13 protein-coding genes are annotated in these 13,740 nt (G+C 42.7%); 8 read left to right on the plus strand and 5 right to left on the minus strand.

What is annotated here, in order from left to right; genetic code table 11:
• The first annotated feature begins 8 nt into the window (after positions 1 to 8).
• Positions 9 to 1,511: a RagB/SusD family nutrient uptake outer membrane protein gene (locus LZG71_RS19170; RefSeq protein ID WP_233823060.1), complete on the plus strand. Its 1,503-nt coding sequence runs from the start codon at positions 9 to 11 to the stop codon at positions 1,509 to 1,511.
• 537 nt (positions 1,512 to 2,048) lie between these two features.
• Here LZG71_RS19170 and LZG71_RS30620 read toward each other — a convergent pair.
• On the minus strand, positions 2,049 to 3,020 hold the full coding sequence (locus LZG71_RS30620; protein ID WP_233823062.1) for a DNA alkylation repair protein: 972 nt from the start codon (positions 3,018 to 3,020) through the stop codon (positions 2,049 to 2,051).
• 23 nt (positions 3,021 to 3,043) lie between these two features.
• Here LZG71_RS30620 and LZG71_RS19180 point away from each other — a divergent pair, with 23 nt between their 5' ends.
• From LZG71_RS19180 to LZG71_RS19190, 3 genes are read left to right on the plus strand one after another with little or no spacing between them, the layout of a single operon-like run.
• Positions 3,044 to 3,394, plus strand: coding sequence for a helix-turn-helix domain-containing protein (locus LZG71_RS19180; protein WP_233823064.1), 351 nt, complete (start codon positions 3,044 to 3,046; stop codon positions 3,392 to 3,394).
• 57 nt (positions 3,395 to 3,451) lie between these two features.
• The gene (locus LZG71_RS19185) at positions 3,452 to 3,970 is read left to right on the plus strand and encodes a histidine phosphatase family protein (protein WP_233823066.1); all 519 of its coding nucleotides are present in this window, start codon (positions 3,452 to 3,454) and stop codon (positions 3,968 to 3,970) included.
• A gap of 44 nt (positions 3,971 to 4,014) precedes the next feature.
• Positions 4,015 to 4,434 carry a hypothetical protein gene (locus tag LZG71_RS19190; protein WP_233823068.1) on the plus strand — a complete coding sequence of 140 codons (420 nt, stop codon included), beginning with the start codon at positions 4,015 to 4,017 and terminating at the stop codon, positions 4,432 to 4,434.
• A gap of 79 nt (positions 4,435 to 4,513) precedes the next feature.
• On the opposite strand, the gene LZG71_RS19195 is transcribed toward LZG71_RS19190, so the two are convergent.
• On the minus strand, positions 4,514 to 4,873 hold the full coding sequence (locus LZG71_RS19195) for a helix-turn-helix domain-containing protein (protein ID WP_233823070.1): 360 nt from the start codon (positions 4,871 to 4,873) through the stop codon (positions 4,514 to 4,516).
• Between the two features lie 128 nt (positions 4,874 to 5,001).
• Here LZG71_RS19195 and LZG71_RS19200 point away from each other — a divergent pair, with 128 nt between their 5' ends.
• Positions 5,002 to 5,790: an SDR family oxidoreductase gene (locus LZG71_RS19200; protein ID WP_233823230.1), complete on the plus strand. Its 789-nt coding sequence runs from the start codon at positions 5,002 to 5,004 to the stop codon at positions 5,788 to 5,790.
• A 68-nt stretch (positions 5,791 to 5,858) separates the two neighbouring features.
• Complete coding sequence (locus tag LZG71_RS19205; protein WP_233823072.1) at positions 5,859 to 6,182, plus strand: nuclear transport factor 2 family protein; 324 nt, start codon at positions 5,859 to 5,861, stop codon at positions 6,180 to 6,182.
• Positions 6,183 to 6,291: 109 nt separating this feature from the next.
• On the opposite strand, the gene LZG71_RS19210 is transcribed toward LZG71_RS19205, so the two are convergent.
• A complete protein-coding gene (locus tag LZG71_RS19210; protein ID WP_233823074.1) occupies positions 6,292 to 6,684 on the minus strand; it encodes a helix-turn-helix domain-containing protein in 393 nt (130 codons plus the stop codon).
• Positions 6,685 to 6,944: 260 nt separating this feature from the next.
• On the opposite strand from LZG71_RS19210, the gene LZG71_RS19215 reads away from it, so the two are divergent.
• Positions 6,945 to 7,478, plus strand: a complete 534-nt coding sequence (locus LZG71_RS19215; protein ID WP_233823076.1) for a YceI family protein — start codon at positions 6,945 to 6,947, stop codon at positions 7,476 to 7,478.
• A 213-nt stretch (positions 7,479 to 7,691) separates the two neighbouring features.
• Here LZG71_RS19215 and LZG71_RS19220 read toward each other — a convergent pair whose 3' ends face one another.
• Both LZG71_RS19220 and LZG71_RS19225 read right to left on the minus strand, forming a co-directional pair.
• Positions 7,692 to 9,905, minus strand: coding sequence for a tetratricopeptide repeat protein (locus tag LZG71_RS19220; RefSeq protein WP_233823078.1), 2,214 nt, complete (start codon positions 9,903 to 9,905; stop codon positions 7,692 to 7,694).
• 275 nt (positions 9,906 to 10,180) lie between these two features.
• Complete coding sequence (locus LZG71_RS19225; protein ID WP_233823080.1) at positions 10,181 to 12,394, minus strand: tetratricopeptide repeat protein; 2,214 nt, start codon at positions 12,392 to 12,394, stop codon at positions 10,181 to 10,183.
• A gap of 398 nt (positions 12,395 to 12,792) precedes the next feature.
• Between LZG71_RS19225 and LZG71_RS19230 the strand changes: the two genes are divergently transcribed.
• Positions 12,793 to 13,461: a hypothetical protein gene (locus tag LZG71_RS19230; protein WP_233823082.1), complete on the plus strand. Its 669-nt coding sequence runs from the start codon at positions 12,793 to 12,795 to the stop codon at positions 13,459 to 13,461.
• Positions 13,462 to 13,740: the final 279 nt, after the last annotated feature.

The following is a 13,740-nucleotide window of genomic DNA, read 5'->3' on the forward strand; positions in this document are numbered from 1 at the left end:
ATCAAACTATGATACGGAAATTCAGTTATTTACTCGTTGCGCTTGCTTCATTTACTTCTTGCCGCGACGACTTTTTCGACACCGCTCCGGCGACACAAATTACCACTCCGGAAGTATTCTCCTCCGAGGCCAATATTGACGCATTCGTTAACGGCTCAATTCGCTTTTTGCTCGAAAACAGCACTTCTCAGGACAATCCGGGTTTGCCCACCGTTTTTCTCACGCATGATGTAATGGGTGAAGATGCTTTTGCACGTGACGGACGTTACGGTTTCAGAGACTCCTACCCTTACCGCGATCCGTTCGACAATACAACCCGCCGGGCACTCTTCTTCTGGACCTTACAGTACACGTCGATCGATCACAGCAACAATATTATTGCCAATGTCAAAATCGACGAAACGAGCAAGGCAAGTTTGAAACACCTCAAAGGACAGGCGTATGCACTACGTGGGCACAATTACCTGAATCTGGTACGGCAATATCAGTTTACGTACGTGAAGGATGCAAATGCGAAAGCCGTTCCGATTTACACAGAACCCACCACACCACTTACCGAACCCAAGCCACTTGCAACGGTGAAAGAAGTTTACGATCAGGTGATCAGCGATTTGACAGAAGCCGAAAAACTGCTGTCTGGATTTGAGCGTACTGTTAAAAACCGCCCTGATCTGAACGTGGTATACGGACTATTTGCCCGCACGTATCTGACTCAGGAAAAGTGGGATCTGGCGAGAGATTATGCTGCCAAAGCCCGCGTCGGCTATCCGATTATGACGCCGCAACAATACACCGAAGGATTCAGTGACGTCAGCAATTCTGAATGGATCTGGGGACACCCGCAAACGGTGACGCAGAATAAGGGAGGCTCGTCGTATCTGGCGTATATCGAAACGACACCGTACGCAACAGATGCAACCGGAACGAACCTTTATTACGGCTACAACAGCATCATGCCGGATCCGAATTTCATCGCTTTATTTGACCCGGCAGATATTCGTAAATCATTGTTCGAAATTGCCAAACAACCAACCGAGGCACTTTACAGAGGTTACCGCTACAAAAAATTCAGAAATAAATATCCCAACCATGAGGGGCATATTGTGCTGATGCGTTCGTCAGAACAACTGCTGATTGAAGCGGAAAGCGAAGCGAGATTGGGCAATCTTCCGGCAGCAATAGAAACGCTGAATGAACTGAGACGTAAAAGAAACCTGGCTGATTTGCCGGCCGGACTTGATAAAAACGGTTTGATCGAAGAGATTTTACTGGAACGCCGCAAAGAACTTTGGGGCGAAGGTTTCCGTCTGTACGACATCCTGAGAACCCAAACCGCACCTGTAAGAAAGGAAACAACCGAGAAGTTTGTAGATACCCGTGGAAACACGGTCAACGTTTTGGGACATTGGATCACCAAATTCCCCGACGGAACGGCACTGGTTCCCAACAGTAAATACTACCTCTTCCCGATCCCGTTGAACGAGATCAACAACAATCCAAATCTGCAATAGATGTGTATTGTTAGCGTGCGAAAAGCCCTGTAAATCTTTGATTTGCGGGGCTTTTTTTTTTAAAATCACCTTGTTCTGGAAGCACAAGACGTTCCTATGGAACGTAGCCGGATTAGGTAGGTTGGCTATTTCTACCAACAAGACGTCCCGATGGGGACGTTTCGTTGACGGTCCACCGTGCGGTAGTAAAGTAATGAAATAAATTAAGGGACGTCCCGATAGGGACGTTTTGTCGGTAGTAATAACGTGATTAAATCATAAAGCGCCGTTCCGTGGGAACGGTTTGTGAGAAATACGATAGTGTGAGATCTATCATAGAAAAGTATTCATAATGCGCGCCAAATGCACCAGCATCGGCGAAGGCAGATCCGCGTAATCACAAGACGTTCCTACGGAACGAAGCCGGATTAGGTAGATTGGCTATTCTACCGACCAGACGTCCCGATGGGGACGTTTCGTTGGTAGTAATAACGTGATCAAATCATAAACCACCGTTCCGTAGGAACGGTTTGTGGAAATACAATCATTTAAAAACCGCTACTTCCCAATTGTTCTCAGTGCTTTTCTGATGATGTAGCTCGTTTCTTTTGATTGGCTTTGCTGCTTCCAACTGGCGCACAAATTCTTTACGAATTCTGGCTGCGTTTTGCTAGCATCGTTCAGCCAATTTCCTACGCTATCCTGCACATATCTCGAATTGTCGGATTTCAGCGGTTCCAGAATGATAAGCCCCTGCGCCGGATCCTGTTTCAATGTTTCAATGTGCGCACACCACACGCCTCTGGGTCTGGTTGCTTCGCTTACAAACCTTCTCACATTTTCATCCTCGTTATTGGTCCATGCGGATAACAGCGACAAACTTTCACTTAAATTTCCGGCTATGCTTTCGCGCACCGCCATCCAGCAAATTTCACGAACCCCAAAATGCTTGTCGGCGGCAAAGGCCTGGATTTGTTTTAGCTTCTCGTTTATACTCAAATTGTTGTTCTTCCCAATCGTATAAGTAGCCCAACACCGAACCAGGTCTGACGGATGCCGGGCCAGGATATCCAGCAATTCAAAGTCTGTGTTTTCAATAGATTGCTGCAACAGCCCTACTCCTATTGCCTCATTAATGGTATTAACGGTTTGTTTGTTCAATCCATCAACACATTTCAGTACGTAACTTAGGTAGTCATTCCTGCCAGATTCAGCCAATACATTTTTAAGCAGTTCTCGTTGGTCTACCGCCAACCATTCCACCAAATTAGCAGTTTGAATCACTCCCTTGTTGAGCTGTACCAATATTTCAACAGGAATATCCTTGGTTGAACGAGCGCCTTTGCGTTTTTCTTCTATCATATATCTTGCTAATATTTCTGCATGCCTGCTATCTGCATCCATAATTTTGCAGGTAGCCATACTGTCCCGCGCGACTACAAATACAACAGGAACGGGAAGGATATTCTCCTTATTTTTGCGAATGTCAGGAAGGTATATGGAATAAACAATAGCGCATATTTTTATCACATAGGGATAAAAAAGTCAATTATATGAAACCAGCACCACGAGCCATAGAAGAGAAAATCTGTCCGTTAGAAATAGCAGTTAATTCCATCAGCGGAAAGTGGAAAATCCCGATCGTGTGGCGGATAAACGAGGGAGAAAAACGTCCCAGTGAAATGTTACGAGGAATTGCCAAGGTTGATAGACGGGTTTTAAACCAGCAGTTGAATGAAATGGTAACGGACGGAATTTTGACAAAACAATCATTCAACGAGCTTCCTCCCAGAGTGGAATACTCACTCACAGAAACAGGTAAAAAACTTGTTGAAGTTCTTTGGCAACTCAATGATTGGGGAAAATTGCTTGTATCCGAAAAAAGTCAATTTCCTGTTAATTAATGCCGTTCACCGAAATTCGAAACAGAATGTTTTCTTTGTTCCCTAATCCATTTTCCGATGAAAACTCACCTATTCCGATTTCTGCTGTTGACATGCCTCACCTTGGGTTCTTTACAAAGCTTATTGGCGCAGGATTTACCTGTGCGTATTTTTTTGATGCGACATGCGCAGAAGGCGGTCGATGGCACCAGGGATCCTGAGCTTTCGCAGAAAGGAATGAAAATGGCATCCACGCTGGATTCGCTACTTAAAGACGTTAAAGTAAACGCTGTATTTTCCACACCGTACAAAAGAACAAAAATGACGGCAAACGGTATTGCAATTCGCAATACTGTAACCATCCGGGATTATGATCCATTCAAAGTAAGGTCGTTGTTGACACAAATTGATCAGGAACCTCTTGAAAATATCGTTGTGATCGGTCATGGCAATACGGTTCCGGAATTTATTAATACGCTGGTGTCCGGTGCCAGTTTGGAAGTGATGGAGGAAAGCGATTACGGTAAACTTTTTGTCATCCATTATTACAAAAACCAGCCGCAGAGAAACAACTATTTTGTACTCAATATTAATTGATATGAAACGTACTTACGGAATCATTACGAATTAAAAAGGTTTCGTTGCTTAACTCCTATTTAAAAGACAAAGCAGATTATACAGTGCCGGAACGTGGCCTGGCCATCTGGATACAGCCTAAACAAAAACAGGATTGGTCACAGATCAGCGAAAAGATGGCTTCAAGCGGGATCAAAATTCTGCCACCAGATCATTACAGTAATGATTCTTCGAATAACGGCATCAGGTTGGGGTACGGTTCCCTTTCAGAAACAGACCTTAAAGAAGGAATAATGCTTTTAGCAAGGCACCTGGTTTCGCTATGCTCATTTTTCCAGGGCGTATGCTACGGATTCATGTTCCCTGGATATTGTTTTTGGAATAATGTACAGCAAATTTTGGAAGGAACGGGTGACGGCAATGCTGATATGGACGATATTCCCGAAAGAACCAGGGCTAATTCCGGTTCGTGTTATCTCGCTTAGACAACCATATCCGAAGTTGCTGGAGATAACCACACGGTTTCGAACAAAACAGGAAATCCATCGCCCCACATCTGATTTGCTAAGACCCGATGTTTTTAAGAATGAGCGTCCGCAAACGCTGGTCGTTTGCATCCCCCCACTGCCCTATCGCACCAATGACGGGAATTAATGATTTTCCGAAATCGGTGAGGTAATATTCCACTTTTGGCGGGACCACGGGGTAAATTATTTTGCCTACCAGCTCATGGTTTTCGAGTTCTTTCAACTGTACATTGAGCACGCGCCGGGATGCCCCCGGAATCTTCCGTTGCAGCTCGCTGGGACGTTGAAAGCCTTCGTTGATAAACCACAAAAGGCGTATTTTCCACTTACCATAAAGCACTTCGCCAATCAGGTCGAGTCCGCAGTTAAGGTCGGGCAATGTTTTTCTTTCGTACATATTGCAAATATAAACATATGCGTCTGATTGCTCAATAGGGCTAAATTTATCCCTATGTGAATCGTATGTCCGTACTTGCCGGCAATGGTCATACTGCCGAAATTTGTACTGAACAAAACGGAAAAGTGATGGAATTTAATTTTGAAAATGAGTTATCTAGTAAAGTCGCGCTGGTGACCGGTGGAAGCAAAGGCGCAGGGAAAGCGATCACAGAGCGTCTTCTGAAAGCTGGTGCAAAAGTGATCATTACTGCAAGAAACAAACCCGAAGATGGGGACAATGGTGCCTACTTTATAGCGGCCGATCTGAGCAAACCGGATGGTACACAAAAAGTGGTTCACGAAGTGCTTTCTAAGTTTGGAAGGCTGGACATCCTGATCAATAATATGGGTGGTTCTGAAACGCCTGGCGGCGGTTTTGCGGTGTTGTCCGATGAGGATTGGGAGCTATCATTTCAGACCAATTTACTAGCTCCTGTCCGACTGGACCGCGGTTTTTTGCCGGGAATGATTGCACATGGAGAAGGTGTGATTATTCATATCGCCTCCATTCAGGCAAAATTGCCTTTGTATGACTCCACACTTCCTTATGCCGCGGCAAAAGCAGCTCTGGTCAATTACAGTAAAAGTCTCTCGAATGAAGTTTCTCCAAAAGGTGTGCGTGTGCTCACGGTATCGCCAGGCTGGATTATGACGACTGCATCCAGCAGAATGATGGAGCGCATTGCCGAAAGCTCGGGAGGAACTGTGGAGCAAGCTGCAAACGGGGTCATGGATGCACTTGGCGGCATTCCCTTCGGCAGAGCGGCCTGGCCACAGGAAGTTGCAGAGCTTGTCGGTTTTCTGGTGTCACCAAGGGCGGCTTACCTCACCGGCACCGAGTATGTGATCGACGGCGGGACGATACCCACGGTTTAGTTAGCTACTACTCAATGTCTTATTTACCATCAAAAGTATTTTCAATCAACATAAATATTTTTATAATCATGAAATTTTCAGAAAATATAGAGGGCTTTATTAAAGCACAAAACAACCTGGACACGACAACATTTGCGAATTACTTTACAGAAAACGCAACCGTTTCTGATGAAGGTTTGTCTTACTTAGGTAGAGATGAAATCAAGAAGTGGATTCAGGAAGCGGGGGAAAAATATCAGATGCAGTCGAAACCAATTGATTTCCAGCAAACCGGCTCAAAAGGGAAACTTACAGTAGAAGTGTCCGGTACATTCCCCGGAAGTCCGGCTGTGATGGAATATCACTTCGAACTAAATGACGCGCTAATCAGCTCATTAAAGATTACAGGTTAAGTAGACACCAGTGAAGCAAAATTGTATTTCGGACTATGAGCTAATGCGTCATCCGGGTTAAAACGGGTGACGCACCATCCGCTTTCCGGGGCAACTTTTTGAATCCGCTCTAAACTTCTTCGCTTTGCAGTACCAACTCCGGGTCTTTATGAAGTCCCCCAATGATCCTTTCTCTGTGGCTCATGCCGAAAACCCGAAGGGACTCAATAATCTCATCGAGGCAGCTGCTGTATTCTGTTAATTCATAGGTCACAGAAACCGGTACGGTATCGAATACCTTGCGTGTTACGAATTCGTTTTGCTCCAAATCTCTCAACTCCTTCGACAATACCCTCGGCGTGATATCCTTCAACTCCCGCTGGATCTCTTTAAACCGTTTGGGGCCACCTGCCAGTGCGACGATAAGCGGTAATTTCCATTTTCCGTTCAAAACATACAATGCGTCCCGAACTGCACCAATACTTTGATTGCAGGTTTCGATGGTGTGAATCGGCTTTTTCATTCCCATTTCTTATTTAAGGTATACAAAAGGATACCGGTATCCTTTTGTATACTAATATATAATGCATAGCAAATGTATCTAATTTTGACCCGCCAAACAAGTACTTCCGTGAACAGAAGCGTTGATGAAATCGCTAAGCAACAACCGAGTCAGGTTGTTAAAATTTCAGACTCGTTAAACTGATAAAAACATTAAAAATAGCTTTCAAACCGATAGTACGGCCAATAAATAGTTAACTCAAACAATTAAATTCATTTAAAATGTCAAAGACAATTTGGAATGTAGATGCGTTACATTCAGAAGTACTCTTCAAGGTAAAACACCTTGTTATCTCAACAGTTACGGGATCTTTTAAGTCTTTCAGCGGCAGCGCCCTTACCGAAGGAGATCAGTTTGAAAATGCGGCGATCGAATTTACGATTGATGTCAATAGTGTGGATACGGGTCAGCCGGGAAGAGACGAGCATTTACGCAATGCAGATTTTTTTGAAGTGGAAACCTATCCGCAGTTCACGTTTGTATCAACAGCTTTTACTAAAACGAAAGGAGATATTTATAAGCTGACAGGTAACCTCACCATTAAAGGAATTACAAAAGAGGTTGAACTGGAAGCCGAATATGGAGGAACTGAAAGGGATCCCTGGGGCAATACAAAAGTAGGATTTGAAGTGACCGGCACAATCGACAGAAAGGATTTCAATGTAACTTTCAATTCGCTGACAGAAACGGGCGGATTAGCATTGGGAGAAAAAATCAAGATCGTTGCAAACATTCAGCTTGCGAAACAAGTATAGAAAAGAAAAGCGTACCGTATTACAGCGGTGCGCTTTTTTCAAATGCGGTTGTCTGCCCGCTTAAATCACTATGCGGCAAGACCGACTTTAATTACCTTGTCCTGAGCCGTTTGATAACAAGGACACTTACCAGCCCTCCTAAAGCATAGTACGCACATGTAATTGGTGCTTGCCCCATGTATATTAGCCGATCACAGCATCGGGCGAAAGTGTTTAAATTTCACCAGAACCGACGCCCAGTACCGGCAGGGAAATCACCGCAATAGTTCCGCGCTGTTCAGGACCTTCCTCTACCGAGAAACTTGCTGAACCCGGATACTGTAAATTTAGCAGCTTGATCCTTTCTCGGATGGATTTTAAACCTATCGATTTTTCTTTGACTACGTTAACCAGCGTTTTATTAGAGGTACTATTTAAACCAATGCCGTTGTCGGACACCTTAATGATAAGGGTTTGTTCCAACTGCTCCATGGTCACTGAAATGTGCGCATCAGTTATTGCCTGACCGATGATGCCATGCAAAATAGCATTTTCGATCAACGGCTGGATCAACATCGGAGGTAGCAAAATCGTGCTTAAAGATATTTCAGGTGCATGCTCAAAGCTGTATGTAAAGGAATTATTGTAACGCATTGCTTCCAGTTCTGTATACAAGCGTAAAGCTTTCCATTCCTTATCTGCCGGAATCAAACTTTTGATGGAATTTTCCAGAATCAAACGGCTCAGCGAAGCAAATTTTTGTACCAATCTGGAAGCTGTTCTTTTGTCATTATCCATGATATACGACTCAATAGAGTTGAGTACGTTAAAAATAAAATGGGGATTCATTTGCGAACGAATTGCGCGCAATTCACTTTCTGACAATTGATACTGGTGTTCCAGTTTCAGGTTATTCTGTTCGGCTTCCCGAAGTTGAAGTGTGTTCGCAAATTTCAGCTTCCTGATCCTCGAAAGATTTAGTAAATATATCAATACTGTTAACAGCGAGACTATTGCCAAAATCCCGTAGAGCCAAAGTTGCCTTATTTCAAGCTGGTCGAACTTCTGTTGCTGAGAAAGAAGATTCAGCTTGTTTGACTGTAATTTTTCATTGTTTTGAGAAATAATAAGCTGCTTTTGCTTTTCCTCACTGACTAATTTTTCGTTTTCAAGAAGTGCTTTTTGTAATGCTGTTTGTTGTAAACCTTTTTGCAGTTCGGCGCGGTTCAGGGCCAGTTGTAATTGCTGTTGTTTCAATTGCCCCTCTGCCAAAATTTGCTTTTCCCGGTAAACCGCCTCCGTTTTGTCGAATTCATATTGCATACCCATTCGGGTAATTTCATTTTTCTTCTCGTCGTTTAGAATGCTGTCGGAAGTCACTTTATAAAGTTTGTAGTAGTTAAAAGCACTATCGGGCATATTCATCGCCGTGTAAACTTCACTCAAACCCAGACTTGCAGCTCTTTTAAGATCTGCAACATCCACTTCGCGGGCAATTTTTAATGCATTGAGGGCATAAGATTTTGCCTTTATATAGTCATGTTTCTGAAAATAGGCGTCCGAGAAGTTCTGATAGTTAAACCCAAGGCTCTTTTTATTATTGATTTTCTCATTAACGGCTATGGCTTTGGTGCCATAGGTTAGAGCAAGATCCGGCTGGCGCAGTTCACTGTAATAACCTGAAAGATTACCATTTTCACGTGCAGCAGTACGTATATCTCCGGTTGAATCTGCAATTTGCAAAGCTTGCTTACTGTATTTTATGGCTTCATGAAGATTTTTGTTTTTCATGTGCAGAATAGCAAAGTTGCTCAATACATGTGTCTGGCCCAGAGTGTGCTTGTATTTTTTGAAAATAGGCAAGGCTTTTTCATAGTTCTTCAAGGCCTGATCATAGTCACGCATTTCGGTATGAACAATGCCAATATTCACCAACACAATTGCCGCATTAAGCTCATTTTTTAGCTTTTCCTGCATTTTAAGTGCTGGCAAAAAGTATTTCAATGCTTCGGAAAATTTGGATTGCGTCATATAAACCAAACCAATGTTTGCTAATCCAGCAGCAATACCGACCTCGTGATTGATGGACTTATCAACGGACAAACCGTTATTGTATGATTCCAAAGCTTCTGGATGTCGCGAAAGATACATCATAATGGCTGCCTTACTCCGATGTGCGCCGGAGACACTTTTTTTGTCTTTGATATTGTTCTGGAACGCAAGAACCTCATCCGGGTATTGAAGCGCCTGTTTGGGGTTCAGCTTCATGGTTTCCGCTGCCAGAAGTAACAGCAGCTCAGCTCTCCTGTCATCCTGCTGTGGCTGGTTTTTCAGGAGTGATGAAAGGGAATCAATTTTGCTATTTTGCGCATAACAGGCAACAGCGCCAGGCAGGATTAGCAGTACAAAGAGGAGGGTAATTTTCAAAAAAATTGCTGACCGGTACATCTGTATGGCGTTGGGTATGTGTATGATATCACCAAGGTTAAAGATAAAAAATTTTGTAGAGTATTGGCAGCCTTTCAATAACCCTAACTACCACTCCACTGGTTTAAACCCTTCGTTCAATCAATCCGGATTCTGGTAGTAAATCAACAGCTCATTAAATGTCCTGTCACATCAGTTTTCGGGCTGAATCGCTGCTATTTGCCAGCATTTTCACTTCACTCATAGTCCGGCATTCTCCATTTATGTAAGACGATCACAGCATCGGGGCAAAGTGTTTAAATTTCACCAGAACCGACGCCCAGTACCGGCAGGGAAATCACCGCAATAGTTCCGCGCTGTTCAGGACCTTCATCCACCGAGAAACTTGCTGAACCCGGATACTGTAAATTTAGCAGCTTGATCCTTTCTCGGATGGATTTTAAACCTATCGATTTTTCTTTGACTACGTTAACCAGCGTTTTATTAGAGGTCCTATTTAAACCAATGCCGTTGTCGGACACCTTAATGATAAGGGTTTGTTCTGACTGCACCATGGTCACTGAAATGTGCGCATCAGTTATTGCCTGACCGATGATGCCATGCAAAATAGCATTTTCGATCAACGGCTGGATTAACATCGGAGGTAGCAAAATCGTGCTTAAAGATATTTCCGGTGCATGCTCAAAGCTGTATGTAAAGGAATTATTGTAACGCATTGCTTCCAGTTCTGTGTACAAGCGTAAAGCTTTCCATTCCTTATCTGCGGGGATCAAACTTTTGATCGAATTTTCCAGAATCAAACGGCTCAGTGAAGCAAATTTTTGTACCAATCTGGAAGCCGTTCTTTTGTCGTTGTCCATGATGTACGACTCAATAGAATTCAGCACATTAAAAATGAAATGGGGATTCATTTGCGAACGAATTGCGCGCAATTCACTTTCTGACAATTGATACTGGTGTTCCAGTTTCAGGTTATTCTGTTCGGCTTCCCGAAGTTGAAGTGTGCTGGCAAATTTCAGCTTCCTGATCCTGGAAAGATTTAGTAAATATATCAATACTGTTAACAGCGAGACTATTGCCAAAATCCCGTAGAGCCAAAGTTGCCTTATTTCAAGCTGGTCGAACCTCTGTTGCTGAGAAAGAAGATTCAGCTTATTTGACTGTAATTTTTCATTGTTTTGAGAAATAATCAGCTGTTTTTGTTTTTCCTCACTGACTAATTTTTCGTTTTCAAGAAGTGCTTTTTGTAATGCTGTTTGTTGCAAACCTCTTTGCAGTTCGGCGCGGTTCAGGGCCAGTTGTAATTGCTGTTGTTTCAATTGCCCCTCTGCCAAAATTTGCTTTTCCCGGTAAACCGCCTCCGTTTTGTCGAATTCATATTGCATACCCATTCGGGTAATCTCATTTTTCTTTTGATCATTACTGATACTATCTCCATACTCTTTATACATTTTATAATAGCGAAATGCGCTGTCCGGCATATTGAGTGCGGTATATACTTCGCTCAGACCCAGACTGGCATCCCTTTTCAGGTCGGTCACATTAACTTCCTGTCCTATTTTCAGTGCATTTAGCGCATAGGATTTAGAAAGTGCATAATTCTTCTTTTGGTAATAGGCATCTGAGAAATTTTGATAATTAAATCCCAGGCTTTTTATATTATTAATTTTCTCATTTTTCTGGATCGCTATTGAACCATATTTTAAAGCCTGATCCGGCTGGCGTTGTTTACTGTAATAGCCGGAAAGATTGCCGTTTTCACGGGCACTTATCCTTGTATTCCCTATTGAATCACCTATTTGGATAGCAAGTTTGCTGTATTTAATGGCCTCATCTAAATTATTCATTTTGGAATGAACGATACCAATATTTCCCAATGTATTTGCCTGACCAACAAAATGTTTGTATTTCTTAAAAACAGATAAAGCACGCTGATAATGACTCATTGCCTCCTTATAGTCCCCCATCTCAGTATAAACAATTCCGGCATTGGTCAACATAATGCCGACATAGAGCTCATTTTTTAATTCCTCCTGCTTTTTGAGAGCTTGCAGAAAGTATTTGAGTGCTTCGGGAAACTTACCTTGTGTCATATACACGATACCAATGTTCCCCAGCGCTGCACCTATTCCTACCTCATTTTTCAGAATTTTATCAACTGTAATTGCCCTATTGTATGACTCCAAAGATTCTGGAAATCTTGACAGGTACAAAAAGATACCCGCCTTTGTCCGGTGAGCGCTGGCTACATAGTTTTTGTTTTTGATGGCATTTTGAAAAGAAAGAACTTCATCCGCATGCGGGAGGCCCTGCTTGGGATCGAATTTCATCCCCTCTGTTGCCAGAAGTAACAGCAGCTCAGCCCGCTTGTCATCCTGCTTTGGATGGCTTTTTAGTAGCAGTGAGAGGGAATCTATCTTATAACTTTGAGCATAACAAGCAACAGTGCCAGGCAGGATGAGCAGTATAAAGAAGAGGCTAATTTTCAAAAAAATTGCTGACCGGTACATCTGTATGGCGTTGGGTATGTGTATGATATCACCAAGGTTAAAGGTAAAAATATTTAATAGACTATTGACAGCCTTTCAATAACCCAAACTACCACTCCACTGGTTTAAACACCTGGTTCAATCAATGCGGATTCCAGCATAAAATAAGTGGCTGCTTTAATGTCCCGTCACACCAGTTTTCGGACTGAATGGCCGCTATTTAACAGCATTTTTACTTCACTCATAGTCCGGTACTGTTCACTAACTAAAAGGCACACTTCAATCAGTGTCATAAAATATCATTTAAAAGGAATCTAAGTTTGATTCATCGAATTAGCGGTAGATATCCTTTAAAAGTATCTCCACGGCAATAAACAGGACACTTACTTTTTCTTAAACAACTTTCAAAACGTAAAATCATGAAAAATCTAATCAACATCTGTAAAATGCTTCCGGTACTAATATTGGTATTAAGCAGTTGCAAAGAAAAATCAGCAGATCCGGTAAGCACAGAGATTACAACCAACGATCTTACCAATTATTACCTGGTAGCAGAGCATAAAACGGGCGGCAACAGATTGGCGATTATGTCTTTTACCAAGGAAGGAGATGTCGTAAAGTCCTCTGCACATTTGCAAGGAGCACTAAGAATTAACGAGGTAAAGGTTGAAAATTCTACTTTTAAGTTTGACTACAACTCAAATGGGGAGTCTGTTTATACTTTTACCCTGAGAAAGGACGCCAGCGGAAATCTACAACTGCAATCCTACGACTTTACTTACAAAGGAGCTGCCAACCAACTGAGCCAGGCCACACTGGTTAAAAAAACAGATGCGCTTCCAATTATGAACAAAACATATTGGATAGAAACGCTTGGTTTTAAAATTGAAATGGACGGCAGTCAACAAGTACTACAATGGATTGATGGCAAACGTTATGCGTCTTATACTTTGGATAATTATGGATTCAAAACCAATAAAGATGAGTACATGGGTGTAGTGGTTCCGAGCTGGAATTTTAATGGTAAAAATGTTGCAGGCATGCTGGTAGAATCCGGAGACCAGGTCGTATTGGGAATTTCCAAATAAAGAAGGGATTTGATTATGGAATAAAGGGATGGAAAAGAAACCGTTCCTTTATCCAACAATCTAAATTCCTGAAAATATCTAATTCTTCTACGATAGTAGCACCTTTTAAGGTTGAGTTCAAAAATCTTCGCCTGATCATTAAGACAAGGGTAAGCGCATTTAAAGATTTATTGGAAAGCTTATTTTTTTGTGTTTTGTCCACCGCATCGGCGAACCCACCCCGCCCTTTCGGGCACCGCGCGGCGGACCGCCCCTCCAAGGAGGGGGTTGGCATCCGAT

Origin of the sequence: Dyadobacter sp. CY312 (genome assembly GCF_021390535.1) — a bacterium.
GTDB lineage: Bacteria > Bacteroidota > Bacteroidia > Cytophagales > Spirosomataceae > Dyadobacter.